This is a genomic window from Sphingopyxis sp. H053, assembly GCF_001468225.1.
GTDB lineage: Bacteria > Pseudomonadota > Alphaproteobacteria > Sphingomonadales > Sphingomonadaceae > Sphingopyxis.
Window position 1 is genome coordinate 377,110 of the sequence record NZ_LNRU01000002.1, and the last position, 26,557, is coordinate 403,666.

General features: G+C 65.0%; 16 protein-coding genes. 4 read left to right on the forward strand and 12 right to left on the reverse strand.

Translation table 11 applies throughout. The annotated features are described in order from the left end of the window. The first annotated feature begins 49 nt into the window (after nt 1–49). On the forward strand, nt 50–1,633 hold the full coding sequence (locus tag ATE70_RS04915; protein WP_058536812.1) for a winged helix-turn-helix domain-containing tetratricopeptide repeat protein: 1,584 nt from the start codon (nt 50–52) through the stop codon (nt 1,631–1,633). On the opposite strand, the gene ATE70_RS04920 is transcribed toward ATE70_RS04915, so the two are convergent. Continuing rightward, nucleotides 1,630–3,276 carry a sulfatase-like hydrolase/transferase gene (locus ATE70_RS04920; protein WP_058536813.1) on the reverse strand — a complete coding sequence of 549 codons (1,647 nt, stop codon included), beginning with the start codon at nt 3,274–3,276 and terminating at the stop codon, nt 1,630–1,632. The genes ATE70_RS04915 and ATE70_RS04920 overlap by 4 nt on opposite strands. A gap of 121 nt (nt 3,277–3,397) precedes the next feature. Here ATE70_RS04920 and ATE70_RS04925 point away from each other — a divergent pair, with 121 nt between their 5' ends. Together ATE70_RS04925 and ATE70_RS04930 are read left to right on the forward strand one after the other, a co-directional pair. Then, on the forward strand, nt 3,398–4,024 hold the full coding sequence (locus ATE70_RS04925) for a TetR/AcrR family transcriptional regulator (protein ID WP_058536814.1): 627 nt from the start codon (nt 3,398–3,400) through the stop codon (nt 4,022–4,024). Beyond that, complete coding sequence (locus tag ATE70_RS04930; protein WP_058536815.1) at nt 4,024–4,962, forward strand: formylglycine-generating enzyme family protein; 939 nt, start codon at nt 4,024–4,026, stop codon at nt 4,960–4,962. Before ATE70_RS04925 ends, ATE70_RS04930 begins: the two co-directional genes overlap by 1 nt. Here ATE70_RS04930 and ATE70_RS04935 read toward each other — a convergent pair. The 3 genes from ATE70_RS04935 to ATE70_RS04945 form a co-directional block, all read right to left on the reverse strand. Then, a complete protein-coding gene (locus tag ATE70_RS04935; protein ID WP_058536816.1) occupies nt 4,882–6,723 on the reverse strand; it encodes an arylsulfatase in 1,842 nt (613 codons plus the stop codon). The two genes, ATE70_RS04930 and ATE70_RS04935, sit on opposite strands and share 81 nt — an antisense overlap. Nucleotides 6,724–6,829: 106 nt before the next feature. Next, nucleotides 6,830–7,621, reverse strand: coding sequence for an enoyl-CoA hydratase/isomerase family protein (locus tag ATE70_RS04940; protein ID WP_058536817.1), 792 nt, complete (start codon nt 7,619–7,621; stop codon nt 6,830–6,832). After that, the gene (locus ATE70_RS04945) at nt 7,615–8,391 is read right to left on the reverse strand and encodes an SDR family NAD(P)-dependent oxidoreductase (protein WP_058536818.1); all 777 of its coding nucleotides are present in this window, start codon (nt 8,389–8,391) and stop codon (nt 7,615–7,617) included. The genes ATE70_RS04940 and ATE70_RS04945 overlap by 7 nt, the downstream gene beginning before the upstream one ends. 396 nt (nt 8,392–8,787) lie before the next feature. On the opposite strand from ATE70_RS04945, the gene ATE70_RS04950 reads away from it, so the two are divergent. Beyond that, nucleotides 8,788–10,377: a Na+/H+ antiporter gene (locus ATE70_RS04950; protein WP_058536819.1), complete on the forward strand. Its 1,590-nt coding sequence runs from the start codon at nt 8,788–8,790 to the stop codon at nt 10,375–10,377. Between the two features lie 99 nt (nt 10,378–10,476). Here ATE70_RS04950 and ATE70_RS04955 read toward each other — a convergent pair whose 3' ends face one another. The 8 genes from ATE70_RS04955 to ATE70_RS04990 form a co-directional block, all read right to left on the reverse strand. Continuing rightward, nucleotides 10,477–12,798, reverse strand: coding sequence for a GH92 family glycosyl hydrolase (locus tag ATE70_RS04955; protein ID WP_082639655.1), 2,322 nt, complete (start codon nt 12,796–12,798; stop codon nt 10,477–10,479). Nucleotides 12,799–12,872: 74 nt separating this feature from the next. Next, complete coding sequence (locus tag ATE70_RS04960) at nt 12,873–13,892, reverse strand: ROK family protein (protein WP_331458515.1); 1,020 nt, start codon at nt 13,890–13,892, stop codon at nt 12,873–12,875. A 51-nt stretch (nt 13,893–13,943) separates the two neighbouring features. After that, entirely contained in the window at nt 13,944–16,274 is a 2,331-nt protein-coding gene (locus ATE70_RS04965) for a GH92 family glycosyl hydrolase (RefSeq protein ID WP_058536820.1), read from the reverse strand. 11 nt (nt 16,275–16,285) lie between these two features. Next, a complete protein-coding gene (locus tag ATE70_RS04970) occupies nt 16,286–17,722 on the reverse strand; it encodes a glycoside hydrolase family 125 protein (protein WP_058537009.1) in 1,437 nt (478 codons plus the stop codon). 7 nt (nt 17,723–17,729) lie between these two features. Next, entirely contained in the window at nt 17,730–20,051 is a 2,322-nt protein-coding gene (locus ATE70_RS04975; protein ID WP_058537010.1) for a GH92 family glycosyl hydrolase, read from the reverse strand. 17 nt (nt 20,052–20,068) lie between these two features. After that, complete coding sequence (locus ATE70_RS04980) at nt 20,069–21,142, reverse strand: glycoside hydrolase family 43 protein (protein ID WP_231732743.1); 1,074 nt, start codon at nt 21,140–21,142, stop codon at nt 20,069–20,071. A 112-nt stretch (nt 21,143–21,254) separates the two neighbouring features. Continuing rightward, nucleotides 21,255–24,260, reverse strand: a complete 3,006-nt coding sequence (locus ATE70_RS04985) for a TonB-dependent receptor (protein WP_231732744.1) — start codon at nt 24,258–24,260, stop codon at nt 21,255–21,257. A 295-nt stretch (nt 24,261–24,555) separates the two neighbouring features. Then, nucleotides 24,556–26,505, reverse strand: coding sequence for a glycoside hydrolase family 2 protein (locus tag ATE70_RS04990; protein WP_197411388.1), 1,950 nt, complete (start codon nt 26,503–26,505; stop codon nt 24,556–24,558). Between the last annotated feature and the right edge of the window lie 52 nt (nt 26,506–26,557).

Consider the following 26,557-nt stretch of genomic DNA (forward strand, 5'->3'; position numbering starts at 1 on the left):
TGGTCCCATGCTTGAAGACGGCATGGAGAAGTTATGGAGAAATGCTGGCTTGTCGTTCGGCGCCGCCCTGATCTACCGCTTTGCAGGCTTCGAGCTCGATCCGGGCAAGTTCGAGCTGCGCGAGCACGGGCACGCGAAGCATCTGGAGCCGCAGGTGCTGTCGCTGCTGATCCTGCTCGCGAGCAATGCCGACCGCCTCGTCAGCAAGGACGAGATTATCGAGAAGATCTGGGGCGGCCGGATCGTGTCCGAAGCCGCGGTCGCCTCGCGCGTCAAGGCGGCGCGGCAGGCGCTGGGCGACGACGGCAAGGAACAGCGCTTCATCCGCACCGTCCACGGCAAGGGCTTTCGGTTCGGTGCGCAGGTCCTGTTCGAACAGGCGCCTGCTCCCGTGCGGCGGTTCGCCGAACCCGCCGCCGATCGATCAGCCCCCGCCCCCGCCGCCGAGGAACGGCCGTCGATCGCGGTCCTTCCCTTCCATCTCGTCGGCGGTCCCGGCCCGCTGTCGGTTGTCGCCGATGCGCTGGCCGATGAGCTGATCGGCGACTTGTCGCGGCTGCGCTGGTTGCTGGTGATCGCGCGCACCTCGACCTTCCGCTTTCGCGGGCAGGAGGTGAGCTGCGAACAGGTCGGCGCCGCGCTGGGTGTCCGTTATTGCCTGACCGGGACGCTCGAGGAAGCCGCCGGACGCGTCATCCTGTCGGTCACGCTCGCGCGGACGAGCGACAGCGCAGTGGTGTGGGCCGACCGCTTCACCGCCGGCCGCGACGAAATGCACGAGCTGCGCTGCGAGGTGCTTGGCGCCGTGATCGCCAACCTCGAAACGCGGATCGTCCAGAACGAAGTCGAGCGCGCGCGCCGCATGCCCGAGTCCGGGCTCGACGCCTGGTCGTCCTATCACCTCGGGCTCGACCATATGTTCCGCTTCAACCGGTCGGACAATGCGCGCGCGGCAGATTTGTTCGCGCAGGCGCTGGCACGCGACCCCAATTTCTCGCGCGCGCTGTCGGGGCTGTCCTTCACGCGCTTTCAGGATTGCTTCCTGCAATATTCGGACGACCCCGACGCGATGGCCGAGCAGGCGCGGTCGCTTGCCGAGCGCGCGGTGCAGCTCGATCCGCTCGATCCCTTCGCGCACCTCAACCTCGGCCGCTCGCTGTGGTTTGCCGATGCGGTGCCCGAAAGCATGGAGCGGCTGTCGGCGGCGATCGCGCTCAGCCCCAATTATGCGCAGGCGATCTATTCGAAAGCCTGGGCCGAGATGACGCAATGCGACATCGGCCACAGCGACGAACATGCCGAACTGGCGCTGCGCCTGAGCCCGCTCGATCCGCTGCGCTATGCGATGCTGGGGGTGCGCTCGGTCAGTGCGTTGATGCGCGGCGACTATCAGAGCGCAATCGACTGGGGCGAGCGCGCCGCGCAGTCGCCCGGCGCGCACAAGCATATCGCGGTGATCGCGGCGATCGCCGCCGAGGCGTCGGGCAATCACGAGCGCGCGGCGCAGTGGATCGGGCGGGCGCGGCAACTCGACCCGCAAGTGTCGCGGGGGACTTTCCTGCGATCCTTCCCCTTTGCCGCGACGAGCGGACGCGAGATGATCGAGCGGGCGCTACAGGGCACCGGGCTTTAGTTCGTCCAGTAGACATAATCCTGGCCGTCTTTCCACGGCGCATTCTGGGGCACGTCGATCCGCACCGGCGCTTCGACCAACCCCGGCCAGATGGGCTTGGCCATGCCTTTGTTCTGCGCGTCGATCATCGCGCGAAGCTCGGCGACGCGCTGTGGCTCGCTTGCCGACAGGTCGCGCCGTTCGGTCGGATCGACCGCGAGATTATAGAGGCGCGCCTTTTCGGGCCGCTTCGTCACCTGCAGCTTCCAGTCGCCGGCGCGCACGGCGCGATAATCGCCCGAGCGCCAATAGAGCGCCGTACGCTTTGCGGGGCCCGCCAAGATATCCTCGCTGTCGACGATCCGGTCGGCCGGCACCTTCGCGCCCGCCGCGGCCGCTATGGTTGAGAACAGGTCGATATGCCCCGTTGCATCGGCGCGCGTCGATCCGGGCGCGAGATGCCCCGGCCAGCGCATGAAGAAGGGGGTGCGGATGCCGCCTTCGAAGAAAGTGGCCTTCCATCCGCGATAGGGTGCGTTCAAGTTGTCGATGCCCGTGTACCAAGCGCCGCCATTGTCGCTGGTGAAAATCACGAGGGTGTTGTCGTCGATCCCCGCTTCTTTCAGCTTTGCCATCACGTCGCCGATACGGCGGTCGAGCTGCGCGATCATCGCACCGTAAACGCGCGTCTTGTGGTCCCTGATCTGCGGCAGCTTTGCATAGTCCGCTCTTGTCGCCTGAAACGGCGTGTGCGGGGCGTTGAACGCGAGATAGAGGAAGAAGGGCCGGTTCTTGTTCGCCGCGATCGCCGCTATCGCCTCATCGGCGAAATAATCGGTCATATGCCCCTTGGGATGGAAGCGTTTGCCGCCGTTGAAGGTCACCGCATGGCGCAAATTGGCCCACAGGAAATGGTCGATGCGGTCCCACGGCAACTTCGCATTCACCGCATCGGCGTCATCCTCGGGCAGAAACATCGCCGCGCCGCCGAGCACGGCAAGGCTTTCGTCGAAGCCCTGCGCGTGCGGTTGCAGCGCCGGCGCCTCGCCCAGATGCCATTTGCCGATGTGGAGCGTGTGATAACCCGCAGCCTTGACCGCCTCGGCGATCGTCACTTCCTTTGCGGGCACGCCCATGTCGGGATAGGCGGGGATGTCGGGCGTGATCAGGTCTTTGTGGAAGATCGCCTTGTGCGGCCCGACCCCCTCGCCGTGCGAAACGCTTTCGGCGAACTCGACCGGCACCGCCGTATATTCGAAACCGAAGCGCGTCGGGTAGCGTCCCGTCATCATCGCCGCGCGCGACGGCGAGCAGGTCGCGTTCGCGGCATAGGCGGTGGTGAAGTTGATTCCTTCGCGCGCGATCGCGTCGATATTCGGCGTCTTGACGATCCCGCCCGCGACCCCGCCGCCATTGAGGCTGATGTCGTTGTAACCGAGATCGTCCGCGACGATCAGGATGATGTTGGGCGGACTTTTGCCCCCCGGCGGAGTGGCATGCGCCTTCGCCGGACCCTGCTGCCACACGACCGCGCGGTTCGGCTGCACCGGATCCTTCCAGTCCTGAACGATACCCGGAAGCTTGTATTTATTCGCCTCATAGGCCCAATAGCCACCCGCGCCCGCGGCGGCCACTACGCACAGAGCAACCCATGTTTTCTTCATCTTCGGCCCCTATTCCCTGCGCTCGGCTTGCTCCAAAACTATTGACACTATATGTGTCACTATATTGGCCGATACGCAAGATTGTTTGACCCCGGCGCCAAGCCGGGCCAGCAGAGAGGTCATGACGACAGGGGTGAAGAAGATAGACGCGCCAAAGATCGAGCCCGGCAGAGTCGACGGCCGCCGCGAACGCGGGCGGTCGAGCCACAAGCGCATCGTCGAGGCGATGATGGAGCTGATCGTCGCGGGCGACCTGTCGCCGAGCGCGGCGCGCGTCGCCGAAGAGGCGGGCATCGGTCTGCGCACCGTATTCCGCCATTTCGACGATATGGACGCGCTTTATGCCGAGATCACGGCGACAATCACCGAGCGCGTGATGCCGATCGTCGTGGCGCCCTATCCCGACCAGCCGTGGCGCGCCAATATGGGGGAACTCGTCCGCCGGCGGGTCGACGTGTTCGAGGCGACGCTGCCCTTCCGCCTTGCCGCCAACATCAAGCGGTACCAGTCGCCCTTCCTGATGGGACAATATAGCCGCGTCGTGATGCTCGAGCGCGAGCTGATCGTCCGCCTGCTCCCCGCTTCGGTCCGCGCCGACCGGATCGGCGTCGAGGCTTTGTGCGCCGCGCTGTCTTTCCAGACCTGGCGCACGCTGCGCCACGACCAGAGCCTGTCGGCCGAGGAGGCCGGAGCGGTGATGGGGCAGATGGTCGACGCGGTGATGACCACGATCGTCGAAGAAGATTGATGCGCGAAGCTTCGGTCCTGTTGTCGCTCGCAATGCTCGGCGCGCTCGCGGCGTGCGGCGAGGCGAAGGACGCACCGCTTGCCGAAGCGAAGGCGCCCGAATGTCCGGCGATCCCCGCAGAGGATTATGTGTGGATCCCCGGCGCGACCTTTGCGATGGGCGCCGACGCACACCTGCCCGAAGAAGGCCCGGCGCGCGACGCGACCGTCGCGGGTTTCTGGATGTCGACGCACGAGGTCACCAACGCCGAATTCGCCGAATTCGTGAAAGCGACGGGGTACAAGACGCTCGCCGAGCAGGACCCGCCGAAGCTGCCCGGCGCACCGCCCGAAATGCTGATCCCGGGCTCGGCGGTGTTCACCGCGCCGACCGACGGCAATCCGAACTGGTGGCGCTGGGTCGTCGGCGCCGAATGGCGGCATCCGGCAGGCCCCAAGACGAATATCGACGGACGAGGCCGCGACCCGGTGGTGCAGATCGGTTATGACGATGCGCTCGCCTATGCCAAATGGAAGGGCAAGGCGCTGCCGAGCGAGGAGCAGTGGGAGCTTGCCGCCGCAACCGGCGGCGCCGACCGCAATGTCCCGGTCGACAAGGCGGGCAAGCCGCTGGCCAATTATTATCAGGGCGCCTTTCCGGCGCGCGACCTCGGCACCGACGGCTTTACCGGTCGCGCGCCGGTCGCCTGCTTCCCCGCCGACCGGCACGGCGTCCACGACCTGATCGGCAATGTGTGGGAATGGACGACGAACAAGGCGGGCGGCGAGAGCAATGTGATCAAGGGCGGCAGCTTCCTGTGTGCCGCCAATTATTGCGCGCGTTATCGTCCCGCGGCGCGCCAGTTCCAGGAACGCAGCCTAGGCACCGACCATATCGGCTTTCGCCTGATCGATACGGCGCGCCCGGCGCCGGCGGCGAAGGCCCCAGACAAGCGCTGACAGCAGCACGGCGATCCCGCCAACCCTCAGGCCGAGGCGGATCAGCCGCGGCTTGCCCTGTTGCTCGAAGGCATAGGCGTTGATCTGTTCGTCGGCGGTGTAGCCCGCGGGCATGTCGAGCACGCCGTTCGCCTTCGCATAGGCGCGGTAGTCGGTCATCATCGCTGCAAAACGCTCGGGCTCGGCAGCAGCAAGGTCGCGTGTTTCGCCGGGGTCGACCTTGAGATTGAACAGGCGCCATTTGCCGTCGCCGGTCGGCGCGAGGTTGCGCACCAGCTTGTAATCGCCGCGGAACAGCGCCGCATTGCCCGACAATTCATAGCCGAGTGGCGCGTCGCCATGGACGCTGCCCGCCCCGCCTTTCAACATGGGGACAAGGCTGCGCCCGGTGACGGGTTCGACCGCCTTGCCCTGCCAGCTTCCGCCGTGGTCCGGCACGCCGGCAAGCTGGGTGAGCGTCGGCATAATGTCGGTGACATGCGCGAGGCCGTTGCTGATCGCGCCCGCGCGGATCTCGGCGTGGCCCGGCCAGGCGATGATCAGCGGAACGCGCAGCCCGCCTTCGGCGGCGCTGAACTTGTACCCCGACAGGGGCGACGCCGCGGCGCTCGCCCAGCCTGGACCGATCGCGGCGAAACTGCCGCGCCGGCCGATGTTTGCGGTCGCGAGGTCGTACTGCATATCGAGGTACAGGCGGTTGCGCAGGCTGTTGAAGGGGTTGGTCGGCTCGGCGCCATTGTCCGAGAGGAAGACGAAGATCGTGTTCTCATAATCGCCCGTGGCCTTGAGATGCGCGACGAGGCGGCCGACCTCGCGGTCCATCGCGGTCGCCATCCCGCCATAGGCCTGCATCACGCGCACCGCGGCGGCGCGCTCTTCGGCGTCGAGTTTTTTCCAATCGGGCGTCGTCGCCATCGTCACGATCGGCACGCCCGCGGGCACGGTGCCGAGCGCCGCGGCGCGCTTCGCCCGCGCGGCGCGGAGCGCTGTCCAGCCGTCGCTGTACATCGCCGAATAAAGCGCGATGTCGCTGTCGGGCGCCTGGATGGGGATATGATTGGCAAGAAAGTTGATCGACGCGAGGAAGGGTTTGCCGCTTTTCCGGTCCGCCTCGATATAGTCGATCATCCGCTGCACGACGAAGCGCGACGAATAATAATCCTTGGGCAAGGTCGCGGGCTTGCCATTCTCGGTCCATGCGGCGCTGTCGTACATGCCCTCGATCGGGCGCTGTTCGAAATTGTCGGCGCCGGCATCGGCGAGGCTGTAGGCGCGGTCGTAGCCGCGCGCGTGCGGCAGGCGCTTCGCGTCGCTGCCGAGGTGCCATTTGCCGGTGAGGTAGGTGCGATAGCCCGCCGCCTTCAGAAGCTGCGCGATCGTGACTACGCGCAGGTTCATCACCGTATCGTAACCGGGTTTGCCACGATGCTCGTCGGGGATCGTCTCGGGCATGTTGCCGAGCCCATTGCGGTGATTCATCACCCCCGTCTGGAGCATCGCGCGTGTCGGCGAGCACGACCCCGCGACATGAAAGTTCGAAAAGCGCATCCCCGCTTTTGCCAGTGCGTCGATGTTCGGCGTCGCGATTTCGGAACCGAACGAACCGACGTCCGAAAAGCCCCAGTCGTCGGCAAGCAGGATAACGATGTTGGGGTGCTTTGGCGCGGATGGAGCGCGCTGCGCCTGCGCGGGCGCGATGGTGATCAGGGCGCCGATAATGATGATGGCAGCACGCCGGGACCCGCCTAAGCGACCCGGCATTTAGTGGTCCTCCTGCGTACTGCCATCACTCCCACCCCCTCGGGATATGGCACTTACTATGTCAATATATTCGCGAGTCAATGGGGGTGATACGGAAGCCTTAACCTTATCGCTCGCGATAGTCGGGAGCGCGCTTTTCGAGGAAGGCGGCGAGCGCTTCGCGGTGGTCATCGGTCGCCGAAAGGATGACCTGCTGGCGGTCCTCGATCGCCATCGCCGCGTCGAGACTCGGCGCATCGAGGTTGAGGTTCAGCGCCTGTTTCGAGAGGCGCAGGCCATAGGGCGACGTCGCCAGCATCTCGTCGGCGAGCGCGAGGCCGCGGCCGAGTAATGCCTCTTCGTCGACGACCTCGCTGACGAGGCCCGCGCGCAGTGCGCGCCCGGCATCGATGAAGCGGCCGGTCAAGATCATCTCGGACGCGAGGCTCGCGCCGACGAGGCGCGGGAGGAAATAGCTCGACGCCATGTCGCAGCCGCCAAGGCCGATGCGGATATAGGCGGCGTTCGCCTTGAACGAGGGCGAGGCATAGCGCACGTCCGATGCGAGCAGCAGCGACAGGCCGCCCCCCGCCGCGGCGCCATGGCCGAGCGCGATGATCGGCTGCGGACAGGCGCGCATCTTGCGATAGATATTGCCGATGCGCGTCTGGATGCGCAGCGTGCGGAGCACTGGCGTTTCGTCACTCGACCGGTCCTCCTGAATATCGAGCCCGGCGCAGAAGCCGCGCCCCGCGCCGCGCAGGATGACGACGCGCACGTCGGGGCGCTCGGCAAGCCCGCCGAAATAGGCGTTGAGCTCGTCGACCAGCGCCTCGTTGAGCGCATTGAGGCGTTCGGGGCGGTTGAGCGTCGCGATCTCGACCGCGCCGCGCGCCTCGATCAGCAGCTCGGTCACAATGTCTGACCGTCGTCGACGGTGATCACGCTGCCGGTGATGCCCATCGCGGCGTCGGAGCAGAGGAGGAGCAGCGGCGCGTGGAGGTCACTCGGCGGACGCATCCGCTGGCGCGGGAAGCCCTTTACCATCGCCGCGCCGACGTCGCCCTCGAACAATTCGGCGGTCATTTCGGATTCGAAATAGCCGGGCTGGATCACATTGACGCTGATCCCGCGCCGCGCCCATTCGCGCGCGAGCGCTTTCCCGAGGTGGCGCACCGCCGCCTTGGTCGCGCCATAGACCGAGGTCGCGGGAAAAACCTTTTCGGCGGTGATCGAGCCGATGAGGACGATGCGGCCATGCTGCTTCTCGCGGCTGCCCGCCTTGTCGAGCCGCTTGGCGCCCTCGGTCGCGGTCAGGAAGACGCCGCGGACATTGGCCGCGAGCAGGAAGTCGACGTCGGCGACCGACAGGCTCATCGCCATCTTCTCGGTCGCGACCCCGGCATTGGCGACAATCGTGTCGACGGTGCCGAATGCCGCCTCGGCGGCGTCATAGGCGGCGATCGTCGATGCCTCGTCGGTGACGTCCATGCTGACCGCGATCGCCTGCCCGCCCGCCGCCTCGATCGCGGCCACTTGTTCCGCGAGCTTGTCGGCGCGCCGCGCGGCAAGCACGACCTTCGCTCCCGCCGCCGCCAGCGCCTTCGCAAAGCCCGCACCGAGGCCCGATGACGCCCCGGTCACCAGCGCCACGCGTCCCGTCAGGTCGAATTTCGGTTGTTCCGCCATCACACTCCCTTTCCTTCGTTTGCTATGCATTGACCCTGATTGACGTTCGCGTCAACCGGACGCGCGGCCCCGCTGAAAAACCGCAAGAAACAGGTTGACGAACATATTTTGTTCTCCTAATGTTCTCTTGTGCACACCAAACCTCATCCCCCGTCGCAGCTGCCGAGCGCGGCGGGCGGGGGATAAAGGTTCCTCCTTTTGCATTCCCCCGTCCGCCCTCTCGGACCGGTGGCCAATGCCCCCGCGAAAGGCCGTTAGGCTTTTGCGCTGGCACAATCTCCAGCATTGATCGCGGATGCGAACACCGTCACAAATGATGGTGCCGGATTAGGCGAAAAATGAGGGGCCTCCATATGACACCATCGTTCGACCTCGCCATGGACCGGACCTGATCCGATGCACCCCGTCGAAACCTTCGAACTCGTCCTCGGGCTGCTCGCGCTCGTCATCGGGCTGCACTGGCTGGCGCTGAAACTGCGCTGGCCGCCCGCGACCGCGCTCCTTGTCGGCGGCGGCGCGCTCGCTTTCATCCCGGGGTTGCCGGCGATCTCGCTCGACCCCGAACTCGCGCTTGTGCTGTTCCTGCCGCCGCTGTTGATGGACGGCGCCTATTTTACCGCGCTCGGCCGGTTTCGCCGCCACCTTCCCGGCATCCTGTCGCTGGCCGTGGGCGCGGTAGTGTTCACGACGCTCGTCGTCGGCGTGGTCGTCCACATGATCTTGCCCGAACTGCCCTGGGCGGCGTGCTTCGCGCTTGGCGCGATCGTCTCGCCGCCCGACGCGGTGTCGGCGCGCGCGGTGCTGAAGGGCGTCCATTTGCCGCGCCGGCTCGAAGCCCTGCTCGAAGGCGAAAGCCTGCTCAACGACGCGACCGGCCTCATCCTCTTCCGCTTCGCGGTCGCCGCGACGCTCAGCGGGGTGTTCCACACCGGCGAGGCGATCCAGAGCTTTGCCTTCGTCGCGATCGGCGGGGTGATCGTCGGCGCGCTGGTCGCCGCGGGCTGGATCTTTCTCGCCAAACGCCTCCAGGACCGCATGCTCGTCATGCTCGTCACGATCCTGCTGTGCTGGGCCGCCTATATCGCCGGTGAAGCCGTGCATGTGTCAGGCGTCATCGCGACCGTCACCGCGGGCCTTGCGATGGGCTGGTATCAGCATGAGATATTGTCCGCCGACGTCCGCCTCCGCGCCAATTCGGGGTGGTTCATCATGGTGTTCGTCCTCGAAGCGCTCGTCTTCATCCTGATCGGCTTTTCGCTGCGCGGCGTGATCGAACGGATCGGCGGGATCGAGGCGATGCCGCTGTCGTGGACCATCGTGATCGCCGCGGTCGTGATCACCGTTACCATCGCGCGCTTCGTCTGGATTTTCGGGTCGGAGGCGCTTCTGGGTATCGCCCGCAAGGTCGGACTGGAACGCGCGCGGCCGCTGGGCTGGCGGCAAGCGACGGTGCTGAGCTGGGCCGGGATGCGCGGCGTCGTGACGCTGGCGGTGCCGCTGACCCTGCCCGTCGACATGCCCGGGCGCGACCTGATGCTGATTTGCGCGTTCGCGGTGATCTTCGTGACCGTCGTCGCGCAGGGGTCGAGCCTCGGGATGCTCATCCGCGCGGTGAAGCCGATCGACACCGATCCGCCCGCAAAAATGGCGCTGCCCGCCGCCGAAGCCGCGATGGCGCGCGCGCGGTTCGCGGTGATCGAGCGGCTCGCTTATGACGAGAATGGCACGCTGATCCATCCGATGATGCTCGAAGAACATCGCAAGCGGATGAATTTCATGGAGCGGTACGAGGCCGACGCCAGCACCGCGATGGACGGGCTACGCTCGCATTTCGACGTCCTGCTGCAGGCGATCGCCGCCGGGCGCGCCGAGCTGCTCCGTATCCATCGCGCCGGGCTGATCGAGGACGAGGTTCTTCACGAACTCGAACGCGACCTCGACGTCGAGGAACTGGCGATGACGCTGCAGTTCGGCGAACAGACCTAGAGTGCGTTCGGTTTTGATTGAATCAAAACCGGCACTCTAGATTCTAGTTTTACCGCGTTTTCTGAGTCGTCAGGTGATTCCACCTGACTTGAAAACGCTCTAGCGCGCGGTCGACTGCGAATAGGGCCGCGCGCCCGGCGCCTTGCCCCACGCGGTGTCGGGCTTTGCCTGCATCGTGAAGCGCAACGTGCCGCCGCTGCGGATTTCGGCGTCCGAAATCCAGCTGCGCGTCAGCGGCTTGCCGTTGAGCTCGACCTTGCCGACGTAGCGGTTCGCATCGGAAAGCCCCGCCGTTTCGACGGTGAAGCGCTTGCCGCCGGGCAGATTCAGCACCGCACGGTCGACGAAGGGCCGGCCGATCACATATTGGTTTGACCCCGGCGCGACCGGATAGAAACCAAGACCGGTGAAGACGAGCCACGCCGACATCTGGCCGAGATCGTCGTTGCCCGACAGGCCATCGGGGGTCGGCTTATACTGGCTGTCGACGATCTGCTTCAGCCGCTCCTGCGTCCGCCACGGCGCGCCGGCATAGGCGTAGAGATAGGCGACGTGATGGCTCGGTTCGTTGCCGTGGATATATTGACCGATCAGCCCGGCAATATCCTCGGCATGGCTATAGTCGAGCTTGCTATTGTCATAATCGAACATCGCATCGAGCTTCGCGATCGTCTTCGCGTCGCCGCCGAGGATGCGGAAGAGCGCGGCCTGATCCTGCGGAACGAACCAGCTATATTGCCATGCATTGCCCTCGGTATAGTCCGAACCATAGTTGATCGCGGTCGGATCGAAGGGGGTGCGGAAGCTGCCGTCGGCCTTGCGCGCGCGCAGCCAGCCGGTCTTCGCATCGAAGCTGTTCCGCCAGTAACCCGCGCGTTTGTAGAAGCGGTCGGCAATGTCCTTCCGCCCCATCTTCTCGGCCATGCGTGCGATCGTCCAGTCGTCATAGGCATATTCGACCGTCTTCGACGCTGCCTCGGGCTCGCGGTCGATCGCGACATAGCCGAGCTTCATATAATCGCCGAGCCCGCCATAGGGGGCATATTCGGCGCTCGCGACCATCGCGTCGAGCGCTTCGTTCGCGTCGAAATCGCCCACGCCCTTCATATAGGCGTCGGCGATCACCGGGACGGCATGATAGCCGATCATCGTCCAGGTCTCGCGGCCGTGGAACTGCCACACGGGCAGGATGCCGTGCGGGCTCGCCTTGCGGCTCGCGACGAGCGATTTGACGATGTCGCTGTTCATCGCATCGGGCTGGACGAGCGTCAGCAGCGGGTGCTGCGCGCGGAACGTGTCCCAGAGCGAAAAGGTCGAGCGGAAGGTGAAATCCTTCGCAGCGTGGACCTGATCGTCGGGGCCGCGATAGCGCCCGTCGACGTCGCTCCACACGCTCGGCGCGAGCAGGCTGTGATAGAGCGCGGTGTAGAGATTGGTGCGCATCGGCGCGGGCGCTTCGATTTCGAGCGCGCCCAAGGCCTTGCGCCATTCGCCTTCGGTACGCGACCGGACGGTATCGAAGTCGGCACTTTCGGCATCGAGATTGGCGACAGCACCCGCCTCGTCGACCCCAGAGAGCGCAACGCGGACTTCGAGCGGGCCGCCGAGCGCGCCGAAATCGAGCCGCGCTTCGAGCGCCTTGCCGAGCTTTTCGGCGAGCGCGTCGCTGCCGCGGCCGGGCGCCTGGAAGCCCTTATACGCGACCTTCTCGTCGCGATCGATGAAGGCGTGGGTCTTGAGCGGCGCCGAGAAGCGCATCGCGAAGAAGAGCTTGCGCCCCGGCGCCCAGCCGCGCGTCTCGCGGAAGCCGGTGAGCGTGCCGTCGGGGCGGAGATGCAGACCCGACCAGAGGATCTTGCCCGGATAGTCGTAGAGCGACGAGCGGAGGTCGAGCAGCAGGTGCGCCTGCTTGCCCGCGGGGAAGCTGTAACGGTGGACGCCGACGCGCGTGCCCGCGGTGAGTTCGGCGCGGATGCCGCTATCGGCGAGCGTGACGGCGTAATAGCCAGGGCTCGCCTTTTCGGTCGCATGGTCGAAGCGCTGGCGATAACCCGAGCCGGGCTGTTTCGGATCGCCCGGATCGAGCTTGACCCCACCCGCCTGCGGCATGACGAGGATATCGCCGAGGTCCGAATGGCCCGCGCCCGAGAAATGCGTGTGGCTGAACCCCTGAATCGTAGGGTCGTTATAACTGTAACCCGCGGCGTGATCGTAGCAGTCGCGGATCTGGCACGTCGCGTCGGTGTCGGGCGACAGCTGGACCATGCCGAAGGGGGCGGTCGCGCCCGGGAAAGTATGGCCTTCGGGGCCGGTGCCGATCATCGGATCGACGAAGCCCAGCGGATCGGGCGCCGGCTGCTCGGCGAAGGACTGGATCGGCATAAGGGCGAGCAGCGCGGCAGCGGCGGACAGGCGTTTCATCGCGCCCTTGTGCCGCCGGGCGCGCGCGCTGTCCAACGGCGAAAGGACAGATATCGCTACGCCGCCGTCGCTGCTCATGCGGGCGCGCCCACCGCGTCCATCGCCAGCGCGATCGCACCGAGCGGTCCCGCCATCGTCCCGAGTTCGGGTGCGGTGACATAAGCACCGTCACCCGGAATCTGCATATAGCCCGAGAGGCTCGCTTCGAGCTTCGCGTTGATCCGGGGAAGCAATTGCGGCTGGCCGGCAAGCACACCGCCGCCCATCGCGACCCGCATCGGGCCGGTCGTGCAGGCGAGCGAATGAACCATCGACGCAAGCGTGTGCACGATCGGTTCCCAGACCGGGTCGTCGGCCGCAACGTCCGCCATCGGCCGCCCGTTCAGCCGCGCATTCAATGCGGTGCCCGAGGCGAGCCCCTCGACGCAATCGTCGTGGAAGCGGCACACGCTCGGCGTCTCGTCGCCCTTCAGGCGCGGCACCAGGACATGGCCGATCTCGCTGTGGCTGAAGCCGCGCGTCGGCTTGCCATGGACGATCAACCCAACCCCGACGCCGGTTCCGACGGTGACATAGGCGAAATCGTCGAGACCGCGGCCGCTGCCCCAGCGAATTTCAGCGAGTGCGGCGCCGTTGACGTCGGTGTCGAACCCGATCGGAACGCCGAAGGCCGATTGCAGCGGCCCGAGCAGGTCGGCGCCCTCCCAATCGGGTTTGTTCGTCGCGCCGATCTGACCATAGCCGGGCTTGGCGGGGTCGAGCCTGATCGGACCGAAGGATGCGATGCCGAGCCCGCAGAAACCGTGCGACCCGGCCCACTCGTCGAGCACCGCCTTGATCGCGGGCAGCGTTTCCCACGGCACGGTGGTCGCGATCGTCCGCTGGTCGCGAATGTCGCCCGGCCCCGCGGCGAGCGTGACGATGCATTTGGTGCCGCCGAGCTCGACGCCGGCGAACAGGCGCGCTTCACCGCGGTCTTTTGCGGGACCATCCATCAGCGCCACCCCTTCGCTCGATCGCTGAGGTTTCTGAAGGGTGCCGGGCCGCAGCGCAAGGCCGAACGTGTCGGGATTGGGAGAGATTTCACAACGCATTCCGTTCTTATCATTTTATTTTCGTTACCAAAAACTTGTCGCCAATTTGCTTCACGCGGGGGCAGAACCGAAGGAGGGCGGACGGTCGGCCTTCGCGGTGCCGAACGCTGACGGCTTGGCGCCCATTTCGAAGACGAGTTCGCCGCCGCCGATCAGGTCGGCGTGCGCGATCCAGTTCTTGCTCCACGGCTTGCCGTTCCAGGTGACCGACTGAACATAGGGCCGGTCGGCGCCATTGCCCTCGGCGCGGACGGTCAGCGTCTTGCCCGCGCCCACCGTCACCTCGGCGACGTCGAACAGCGGCGATCCGAAGACGTAGATCGCGCTCACCGGATCGACGGGATAGAAGCCGAGCGCCGAGAGGATGAACCACGCGCTCATCTGGCCGCAGTCGTCGTTGCCGATCACGCCGTCGGGGTCGTTCTTGTACATTTCGACGAGCAAGCGCCGGATCATCGCCTGCGCCTTCGCGGGCGCGCCGCAATAGGCGTACATATAGGCGACATGGTGGTTAGGCTCATTGCCGTGCGCATATTGGCCGACGAGCCCCGAGATGTCGGGCGGCGCATTGTCGGGCAAGGTCGAGGGCGCATTGAACAGCGCGTCCAATTGCTTCTCGAACGCCGCGTCGCCGCCGAAATGCTCGATCAGGCCATAGACGTCGTGCTGATTGAGGAAGGTCGCCTGCCAGCCATTCGCCTCGGTATAGTCGCGCCATTTCTTGACGTTGTGGCCGATCTGGACGGGGTCATAATCCTTCCACCAGCTGCCGTCCTTGAAGCGCGGGCGCGCGAAGCGGGTTTCGGGGTCGATGACGCCGCGGTAGTTTTGCGCGCGTTTCCGCAGCGCCGCCGCGTCATCCTTCGCGCCGACCGCATCGGCGAGATGCGCCATCGCCCAGTCGTCATAGGCATATTCCTGCGTCCGGCTGACCGATTCCCACACCTCGTCGCACGGGATATAGCCGAGGTCGTAATAGAAGCCGCGGCCGAGCGTGCTGTCGATATCCTTGTAATCGCGGTCGAAGGCGCGGCGGCGGATGTTCGGCCAGGCGGCGGCATAATCGGCCTTGATGCCCTTGGCGTGCGCCTCGGCGAGCACCGACACGCCGTGCCAGCCGATCATGCACGCGGTCTCGACCCCCTGCAGCGGCCAGACGAGCGGCCCTGCCGGGCTCTGCGCCGTCTGGCGGCAGATGTCGCGGACGAGCAGCGCGGCGCGATCAGGATCGATCAAGGTCAGCAGCGGATGGAGCGCACGATAGGTGTCCCATAGCGAGTAAGTGCTGAACGCCTCCTCGCCTTTCGCCGCCTCATGCACCTGCCGGTCGAGCCCGACATAACGCCCGTCGCGATCGGTGAAGAGCGTCGGCGCGAGCTGCGCGTGATAGAGCGCGCTCGTCATGATCGTGCGCTGCGCCTCGGTGCCGCCCGACACGCGGATGCCGCCAAGCGCCTTCGCCCAGGTGCCGCGCGCGGCCTTGACCGCGCCGTCGAAGTCCCAGGCCGGAACCTCCTGCGCCAGCGCATCGCGCGCGCCCTGGACATCGACCGCCGAGAGGCCGGTCTTGATCAGGACCGGCGGGCCACCGGCATCGTCAAAGAAGAAGGCGACCTTGAGCTTGTTGCCCTTGATCGACTTCGCGCCGTCGGGGGCGGGGGTGCCGTCGTCGCCGAAAAATTGGACGCGATCGGGCCTCCGCGACATCTGCATCGCGAAATGGATGCGGCGGCCCTTGGCCCAGCGATTGACCTGCCGGCCGCCGGTCAGCATGCCGTCGTCGCCGAGGTCGAGCGACGCATTCTCGACGACGATACCCTTGTCCCAGTCATCCTCGATCGCGTGCGCGAAATCGATCAGGATATGCCCCGGCCCTTGGCCGAAGCGATAGCGGTGCAGCCCGCAGCGTTCGGTGACGGTGAGTTCGGCGAGCACCCCGGTCTCGAGCTTCACGCGGTAATAGCCGGGCTCGGCATGTTCGTCCGAATAACGCTGGCGATAGCCTTCGCCGGGCTTTTCGACCGTGCCGGGTTCGAGCTTCAGCTCGCGCCGCGTCGGCACCACGAGAATATCGAGCATGTCGCCGATGCCGGTGCCCGACAGATGCGTGTGGCTGAACCCCATGATCGAGCCATCTTTCTGATGATAGCCCGAGCAGGCATCCCAGCCATGCGTGTTCGTATCGGGGCTGAGCTGCGCCATCCCGAACGGCAGCGACGCGCCGGGAAAGGTGTGGCCGTGCCCGCCGGTGCCGATGAAGAGGTTCGGCTTGCCAAGGGCGAGCGCTTCGCCCGCGGCGCGCGAGCAGCCGGCAGGGATCGCGCCGCCGAGCGCGAGCAGGCCCGTGGTGGCGAGAAGCTGGCGGCGGCTCGTGGTAATCATTCTATCCCTCATCACAGCGGCCGCGACAGCAGCGCCGGGCGCTTGTCGGCGACCTCGACGATCAGCTGGCCGAACAGCGCGTTCGCCCACGCGAACCAGCTCCGCGTGAAGTTCTTCGGATCATCCTTGTGGAAGCTTTCGTGCATGAAGCCGGTGCCGCCGTGCGTCGTCTTGAGCCAGCGCAGGCATTGCAGGATCGTCGCATCGTCGTCGGCGTTCATCGCGCGGGTGATGATCGACATCGGCCAGATCATGTCGAGGCCGATATGCGGGCCGCCGATCCCTTCGGCCGCCGTGCCCTTGAAGAAATAGGGATTGCGGTCGGACCAGGCGAGCGCCGCGGTGCGAAGGAAGATCGGGTCGTTCTTGTCGACGACGTCTATCAGCGGCAGCCCCGACAGGCTCGGCACATTGGCGTCGTCCATGAACACCCAGTTGCCGAAGCCGTCGATCTCATAGGCCCAGACCTGACCGCCCTTGCCGTCGTCGATCAGCGCGTGCGCCTTTAGCGCGGCGTCGACCTCGGCAGCGAGCGCTTCGGCTTCGGTCGCTGCGGCATTGTCGCCGCGCGCCTCGCGGTGAACGGTGGCGATCTTGCGCAGCACCGACACCGCGAACAGGTTCGACGGGATCAGGAAGGGATAGAGGCATGCATCGTCCGACGGGCGGAACATCGAGTGGATCAGCCCGACCTTCCTCGTCGGTGCGCCGTAGCCGCTCAGCATCAGGCTGTCGGTCGGCTGGAGCGCGGGGCGCTGGAAGCTGTACGGGCCGGGGCCGTCCTTGCGCTGCTGTTCGCGGAAGGTCGCGACCGCGAGTTTCATCGCGCGCGACCATGTGTCGTCGAACGGCGCCTTGTCCTTCGTTCGCGTCCAATATTCGTGGGACAGGCGCATCGCGTAGCAGAGCGAGTCGATTTCCCATTTCCGCTCGGCGACCCCCGGCTTCATCTCGGTCTTGTCGGTCTGCGACCATTCGAGTTTCGACGGCGCGGTCGGGTCCTTGTCGAACGCATTGGCATAAGGATCGATCAGGATGCAGCGCGCCTGCCGCTGGATCAGCCCCTGGAACAGGCGCTTCAGCTTCGCGTCCTTGGCGACGAGGTGGATATAGGGCTGCACCTGCGCCGAGCTGTCGCGCAGCCACATTGCCTCGATATCGCCGGTGATGACGAAGGTGTCCGGGCGGCCATCGAGCGTGCCCGTCTGCACCGTCGTGTCGAGCGTGTTCGGGTAGCAATTCTCGAACAGCCAGGCGAGTTCGGGGTCTGCAATCTTCGCCTTCACGCGCGAAATCTCGGCCTCGATCGCGGGGCTGGTGAAGGCGCGCTGGGCGGGCGCCGGGCGCTTGCTGGTGAAGGCACCGGCGGCGCGTGCGGCGGTGGGCATCGCGGCCGCCAGCGCCAGTGCGCCGGCACCGGCCATGATCTCGCGGCGGTTGGGGGTCATGCTCATCCTACTTTCCACGTGCGCTGATCGAGAAGGGCGCATCGGCGGGGGCGGTGCCCCATTGCTTGTTGGGCTGGGCGCCCATGACGAAGTCGACCGTCCCGCCCTGCGACAGCGCGCGATGGGTGAAATAGGTCTTCGTTTGCGGCTTCCCGCCGAGCGCGACCGACTGGAGATAGATATTCGTCGCGCTGTTGTTCGCGGCGTTGATCGTCAGCGTCTTGCCGTTCGGCATTGTCAGGACCGCCTTCTGGAACAGCGGGCTGCCGATCGCATATTCGCCCGTCGCCGAGGCGACCGGATAGAAGCCCAAAGCCGAGAAGACATACCAGGCCGACGTCTGGCCGTTATCCTCGTCGCCCGGATAACCGTCGGGCGCCGAAGAATAGAGCTTCGCCATGATGTCGCGCACATGATGCTGCGTCTTCCACGGAGCGCCCGCCCAATTATAGAGATAGGGCATGTGCTGGATCGGCTGGTTGCCATGGGCATATTGGCCCATGTCGACGATCTGCATCTCGCGGATCTCGTGGATCACCTGACCATAATAGCTTTCGTCGAAGATCGGCGCGGTGGTGAAGATCGCGTCGAGCCGCTCGACGAATTTCTGCCGCCCGCCCATCAGGTTCATCAGCCCCTGGACATCCTGCATCACCGCCCAGCTGTAATGGAGCGCGTTACCCTCGGTGAAGGCGTCGCCCCATTTGTAGGGGTTGAACGGCGTCGCCCACGATCCATCCTTGTTGCGGCCGCGGATCCAGCCGCTCTGTTTGTCATAGAGCTTGCGGTAATTGAGCGCGCGCTCGGTATATTTCTTCGCATCGGCTTCCTTGCCGAGCAAAGTTGCGAGCTGCGCGATCGAGAAGTCCGCAGTCGCATATTCGAGCGTCCGCGCGGCATTTTCGTTGATGCCGACGTCGTAAGGGACATAGCCGAGCCGGTTGTAATATTCGGCGCCCTCGCGGCCGACCGCGGCGATGACCTTGCCCGCCTTATCCTTGGGCCGGCCCTCGCTCGTCGTCGCATTCTTGATCATCGCTTCATAGAGCGTCTCGACGTCGAAACCGCGCACGCCGTTGAAATAGGCGTCGGCGATCAGGTTCGCCGAGTTCGACCCGATCATCACGTTGCGATAGCCGGGGCTCGCCCATTCGGGCAGCCAGCCGCCTTCCTTATAGGTGTTGACCAGCCCCTGCATGATCTGGCTGTCGAGGTCGGGGTACATCAACGCGAAGAAGGGGAAGACCGCGCGCCACGTGTCCCAGAAACCATTGTCGGTGAACATGTAGCCGTCGTGGACCTTGCCGTCGTACGGGCTGTAGTGGACGATCTTTCCGTTCGCGTCCTTTTCATAGAAGACGCGCGGGAATTGCAGCATCCGGTAGAGCGACGAATAGAAGGTGCGGATCTTTTCGGGGTCGGGATCGGTGACGCGGATGCGCGACAGTTCCTTCTCCCACGCCGCCTTCGCCTTCGCCTGCGTCGCACCGAAGCTGTCGCTGCCGATTTCGCTGCGCAGGTTCAGCAACGCCTGTTCGGGGCTGATGAACGAGGAGGCGACGCGGACATGGACCTTGTCCCCCTTCCTAGTCTTGAAGCTCAGCACCGCGCCGACATGATCGCCCTCGCGCGCGAGTTCGTTCGTCGGCGCGTTGTCGCCGGCCCAGGTGCGCGCGAGCGTGAAGTCGCGGTCGAATTCGGCGACGAAATAATTGTGGAAATTGTCGGGCACGCCGCCGTTGTTGTTGCGGACATATCCGGTGATGCGGCGGTTCTTGACGTCGACCTTGACCATCGATCCGCCCGCGAGACCATCGAGCAGGATGTGCGCGTCGTCGCTTTCGGGGAAGGTGAAGCGGAACTGCGCAGCGCGCTCGGTCGGCGCGACCTCGGCGGTCACATCATAGTCGGCGAGATAGACTTTGTACGAATAGGGGCGCGCGACCTCGGCCTTGTGGCTGAACCAGCTGCCGCGTTCCTGCTGCTTGACCTTCACCGGGCCGGTTTCCGCCATCAGCGCGAAAGCGGCATAATCGTTCATCCACGGGCTCGGCTGGTGCGTCTGCTTGATGCCGCTGATCTTCTCGCCGTCGTAGGTATAGCCCCAGCCGCTGCCGGGCTCGCCCGTCACCGGGGTCCAGCTGTTCATGCCGAAGGGCACCGCGACCGCGGGATAGGTGTTGCCGTACGACAGGCGATAGCTCGAATCGGTGCCCATCAGCGGATTGACATAATCGACGAGCGCGGTCTGCTGCGTGCCCGATTGCGCGAGCGCAACCGGCGTGCCGACGCTGGTGAGCACGAGCGCGCTTGCGGCGGCGCTCAGCATCGTCTTGCGGATCGTCTTCACTTCGTCTCTCCCCTGTTCGCCGTTCGTGCCGGCAGCGGGCGCGCTGCGACGCCCTTATTTGTCATTATCACCGGAGCGATCGTGCCGTCGGCGTTGAAGATCATGCGGTCGATCGCGAGCTGACGGCGCTCGCCGCTCGTCTCGTCGAGCGGGCGGCGATGGTACGCGATATACCAGTCGTCAGTGCCGGGCACATTGACCACCGAATGGTGCCCCGCGCCGCGCGCGATCTTGAAATCCTGGCTCAATATCTTGCCCATCGGCTTGAACGGGCCGGTCGGCGACGGTCCCATCGCATAGGCGACCGAATAGTCGGGGCCGGTCCAGCCGCCCTCCGACCACATCAGATAATAGACGCCCTTTCGCTTCACCATGAACGAGCCCTCGACATAGCCGGGGGGCGTGATTTCCTTATAGGTCGTGCCGTCGGCAAACGGCTCGATCGACGTCAGGTCGTCGCCGAGACGCACGACGTTGCAATGCTTCCAGCCGCCATAATAGAGATAATGCTGCCCATCATCGTCGCGGAAGACGAACTGGTCGATCGGCTGCGCGCCATTGTGGAAGGCGTCGATCAGCGGCTTGCCGATCGCGTCCTTGAACGGCCCCTCGGGGCGGTCGCTGACCGCGACGCCGATGCCGCCGCGCTGGTCGTCCGACTGGATGTCGTTGGCGCCGAAGAAGAGATAATATTTGCCGTCCTTCTCGATCGCCGACGGCGCCCACACGGCATAGGCGGCCCAGGCGACATTCTCGACGTCGAGGGCGTGGCTATGCTTCGTCCAGTGGACGAGGTCGGGCGATGAAAAGACGTTGAAGAAGGTCTGGAAATGATAGGACGGCCTGACCGTCTTTTGCTCGCGCAGCTTCTTCTGCTGCTCATTGAAATGCTGCGAGAGATCGGGCGTCTCGCCATGGTCCGAATAGGTCGGATAGATCCAGTAACGGTCACCGAAAACACGAATTTCGGGATCGGCGTACCAGCCGGGAACGATCGGATTCTCTGCCGCGGCCGCGCCGCCTGTCAGCAGCACCGCACCGAAAACCAGCGATTTCAACCAGACACGCACCCTGCGTCGCTCCCCGTTTCGCTCATTACCATAGTCATACCCGCTCGCCCGGAAAGAGGTGGGTGGCTCCTTGCGGAGCCACCCAAGGGGGAGAGCTGGGGTATGGGCCCCATCAGAACTTGTACGAAACGCCGACGTAAGCGCGGCGGCCGAAATAGTTGCTGCGGACGAAGCGGTCCTTGGTGTCGTTACCAAGGTGCTGACGCTCTTCCGATTTGGTCAGGTTGATGACCGAAGCGGTGAGCATCAGCCCGTCCATCAGCTCGTACGAGGCGTTGATGTCGACCTGTTCATAGGGGTCGGTGTAGACGTTGAGGCCCGACTGGAGCCCGCCGACGACTTCGCCGCGGCGGTTGTATGAGGCGCGGACGAGGAACTTGTCGGTTTCGTAGAAGACCGACGCGTTGACCTGCGTCTTCGCGCTGCCGACCAGCGCCGACTTGCCGACGGTTTCGCCATCGAGCGTGATGTCGGCGACCGAGGTGTCGTTATAGGTGAAGTTCACCTGCGCACCGAGGCCGAAGTCCAACGTGTGCTGGGCATAGACTTCAACGCCTTGCGACACCGCGTTCGAACCGTTGGCGACCGTCGAATAGGGCTGGATCAGCACCTGCTCGCCGTTCACTTCGCGCGTCACGTCGAGCACGAGCGGCACGACGAAGTCCGAGACTTCCTTGCGGAACACACCGGCGCCGAGCACCGAACCGCGCTTGAAATACCATTCGACGCCAAGGTCGTATTGCCATGCCGAGAAGGGCTGGAGATCGGCGTTGCCGCCGCTGCCCGACCAGCCCTCGAACTCGCCGAACTGGCCGCGGTCGAAGGCGTAAGCTGCCGAGCGATAAGTGAGCGAACGCTGCGAGCCGAGATCGTTGAACGACGGACGCGCGATCACCTTGGCGACGGCGCCGCGAACGACGATGTCGGGGGTGACTTCATAGACGACGTTCAGGCTGGGGAGCCAGTCGGTGTAGCTCTTCGACTGATCGATCTGCGTGTTGACGATCACTTCGCGCTCGGCAAGCGGCCGCACCTGGCAATTGCCGTCGGGAGCGAGCGGCACATTCGGATCGAACGGTCCGCCCGGGCCGTCGACGCAATAATCGTTGAGGAATTGCAGACGATCCGAGGTCAGGCCCGACTGCTTCGTGTGCGCGACGCGGACACCGATGTTGCCGCGCAGCGGACCGGCCTCGAAATCGGCCTGCACATAACCGGCGAACACCTTCTCCTTCAGGTCATAGGTGTTGTTCGGCTCGGGCACGCGCACCGACGGACCATAGGTCGTGTTGATGTAGTCGAGATAATTGCTGAAGTTGATGCCCGGGAACGAGCTTGCATCGAACCCGCCGGCGATGTTGCCGATCGGATTGTCATAGAAATATTCGGGCCGCGCGACCGCGCCCTCGGGCGTGTCCTGATAGCGCCGCTTGGTCGCCGGATCGGCGTACCATTCATTGCGGCCGGTTTCGCGGTGGATGCTCATCTCGCGCCACTTGCCGCCGACGCGGAACGCGCTGAGGACGCTGTCGAAGCGGCGGACGAGATCGAGCTGCGCATAACGCTGCGAGATCGCGCTGTTGGTGAAGCCCGAGCCCGTCGAGCCGACGTCAATCTGCGCGATGCCGTTCTTGATATTTTCCTGCAGCTCGGGCGAGAATTCCATGTTGAGATTGCCGCCGGTGAAATCCCACGCGCTCAGGAAATTGCCGTTCTGCTCCTGCCCGGGGATCGTCAGGCGCGGCTTCACGGCGACGCCGAAGCGCATCGACGGACCGCCGGTCGCCTTCGTCTTGCCGAATTTCAGCACCGCGTCGAAATTGTCCTGATTCCAGGCGACCTCGGTCTCGAACGTGTTCGAAACCTGCTTTTCGCGGCTGTAAGAACCCGCAATCTGCGGCGTTTCCATCGTGCAGGGTGTCGGCCTGGTAAGGCAGCCGGTTCCCGCGGCGGGCACCTGGAAATTCGCCGACTGGAAGATCGTGCCACTCTCGTCAAAGGTCGGCGCGGTGAAGAAATTGCCATAACCCCATTCGGGGATCTTCAGCACATTGCTCTGCCAGTTGCTCTTGTAATCGAAGCGGAAATAATTGGCGGTGACGGTCAGGTTTTCGATCGGGCGCATCTGCGCGGTCGCCTGGATGCCGAGACGCTTGCGCTGCTGCGAAAAGACTTCGGCGTTGACCGACTGCGGCGCCCAATAGCCCGAATAATGCTTTCCGTCCTGCCCCGTCACGCCCGTGCCCGGCCAATAGGAAATCGCGTCGTCATTCTCGAACGGATTGCCGTTGACGTCGGTCGCGGGGGTGATGATGTCGCCGTTCGGGGCGCGGTCGCTCCACCAGCGCCAGGTTTCGGTCGAGCCGCGCAGCTCGCGGTTCGAACGTTCTTGATAGGTCGCACCGATCAGGAAACCGAGCCGCTCTTCGGGGTCCTTCCATGAAATCTGGCCGGCAATCTGTGGATCGAATTTCTTGGTCGTGTCCGAATAGGTGCCCTCGGCCGAGACGAAGCCCGACCAGGCCGGCAGGTCGAACGGACGACGGGTGTTGAGGATCACGGTGCCGCCGACGCCGCCCTCTTCGAGCCGCGCTTCGGCCGACTTGTACACTTCGGTGCTGGCGATGAAATTCGACGGCAGCAGGACATAGTTGAACGAGCGCGACGGATCGCCGCTGTCGGCGCCGGCGATGAAATTGCCGTTGAGCAGGGTGAGCGTCAGGTCCGACTGGAGACCACGAATGCTGACGCGGCTGCCCTCGCCGCCGTCGCGGGTGATGATCACGCCGGGGACGCGCTGCAGCGCGTCGGCGACGTTCTTGTCGGGGAATTTGCCGATGTCTTCGGCGGTGATGACTTCGATCAGCGAGTTGGCTTCGCGCTTCTGTTCGAGGCTCTGCTCGATCGACTTGCGATAGCCGGTGACGACGATCGCGTCGCCCGGTGCCGCCTCTGCCGCTTCATCCGCCGGCGGCTGCGGCGCCGGTGCCGGCGCTGCCTGCGCATAGGCCTGCCCGGCGCTGCACAGCGCTGCGAGCGTGCCCGCGCCCAGCATCAGTTCGCGGACCAGCGCCGCGCGCCGCGCCGCTTTCGCTGAATGGATTTGTCCTGCCTTCATCACATCGACCTCCCTGTTCGAGGGGCTGCTCGCCCCCACTCGTTATTCGGCGCTTTCGGAGTCGCCGAGCAGCGGATCATCGGACCCGTTGAGCCTCTATCAGAATATAAAAAACAATTTGTCAAAATAAATTTTTCGAGCCGGTGGCGGGACGCGATGAATCGTTACGGACTCGTCATAAAGACACAATTTTTCCCAGTTTTGCGTGGATATAGACTCGCGGCCGCAGACCACCGCGCCCGCCATCCCCGACTCCGGGGACGGCAGGTGCCATCATGCTTTCGCCCGCTCCGGGTCAGTCCGGAGTCGGAGTCTTCCAAAGCGGCGCGGCGATCTCCGCCAACGCCTCCGCCGATGCCTTCGGCACCGCGCGGTCATAGGTCAGCAACCCGTTGATCTCGTCCTCGACGTCGGTCGTCTGGGTGTAGACCGACGCGCTGAGGCCATTCTCCTTCGCCTGCCGGATCACGCCTTCCATCTTGCGGCGGAAGCGGACGAGATATTCCTTCTCGTCCTGTGCGACCTGATAGCTCCAATTGCCTTTGCCCGGTTTCCAGATATGCCCCGGCACGGGGAAACCGACTCCGCCATATTCGCCGAGTACGATCGCGCGGTCGGCCTGCAGCGGCGGCGTCTTCGGCACATCCTCATAGGTGTGGATGTCGAGCATGTCGGAATCCTTCGGCGCGACGTCGAGCCAGCCCGAATTGGCGTCGACCAGCCGCGTCGGATCGATTCCCTTCACGAAACGCGTCAGCGTCGCCGAATCATATTGGCCCCACCCCTCGTTGTTCACGACCCACGTCACGATCGAGGGGAAGGCGCGCAGTTCGCCGATCATTTCGGACAATTGTTTCTGCTGCTCGGCCAGCGTCTCCGACGGGAAGATCGCCTGGTACTGGCTGGTGCCGGCGAGATATTGATCCTCGCCGCCGCCCGAGGGCATGTCCTGCCAGATCAGCATGCCGAGCCGGTCGGCGTCGTGATAGTAACGCGCGGGTTCAACCTTGATATGCTTGCGCAGCATGTTGAACCCCGCCTTCTTCAGGAAGACGATGTCGCTCTTCATCGCCTCTTCCGACGGCGGCGTATAAAGCCCGTCGGGCCACCAGCCCTGATCGAGCGTGCCGTGCTGGAACAAAGGTTTGTTGTTGAGCAGGATCGCGGGCTGCCCCGTGACGTGGCCGGGGCCGATCGACACTTTGCGCATCGCGAAATAGGCGGCAACGCTGTCGCGCGGTGCGCCCTGAACCTTTGCCTTCGCATAGACGCGGCTTTCATGGTCGGTGAAGCGCGAGTCATAGGCTTTGCGGTCGCGCTCGGCCTCGCCCGCATAGGGATCGGCGATCGTCACCAGCTCGGCCTTGAGGTCATAAAGATGGGGATCGTCGGGCGACCAGAGATGCGCGTTCGGGATCGCGAGCGTCGCCTGCCGGTTCGCGCGAATGATCGTCGAGGCGATGACCTTGCCCTTCGCGCTCGCGGTCAGCCGCACCGCGTCATTGTCGTTCGCCCAGCCGGAGAGCGCCACGGCGACGTCGACGGTGCCGCGGTCGATGTCGGGGGTCGCGCGCACCTCGGCGATGTGGAGCTTGGGCACCGGCTCGATCCACACCGTCTGCCAGATGCCGCTGACCGCGGTGTACCAGATACCCGCGGGATCGAGGATCTGCTTGCCGCGCGGCTGCGTTCCCGCGCTGGTCGGGTCGGTGACCTCGACGACCAGCTCGTTCGCGCCCGCTTTCAGATAGGGGGTGATGTCGAAGCCGAAGGCGTCGAAGCCGCCCTTGTGCGACCCGACGACCGACCCGTTGACGCGCACCGTCGCTTCATAGTCGACCGCGCCGAAATTGAGCATGACATTCTGGCCGCGCCAGTCGGCGGGGACGGTGAAGCTGCGGCGATACCAGACGCGGTCGTCGGGCGTGACCTTGCGCGCAACGCGCGAGAGTTTCGATTCCACCGGGAACGGCACGAGGATCTGGCCGTCCATCGCCGCCGGCCGCTCGGCCGCCTTGGGCGCGATCGCATAGTCCCACAGGCCGTTGAGATTGACCCAGCGATCACGCACCATCTGCGGGCGCGGATAGAGGCGCCAGGCGTTTTCGGGCGTCACCTCCTTGCCCCAGCGCGTCATCAGCTCGCTGGTATAGACGGCGCCCTCCGCGGGCGGCGCGGCAGTCTGCGCGTATGCCGCGACCGGCGCTAGAGCGAGAAAAGATGCGGTGATCAAAAGGCTGCGCATGGGATTTGTCCTGTTGAATGGGGGAGCCCAGGACCCTTAGGGGGATGGGGCG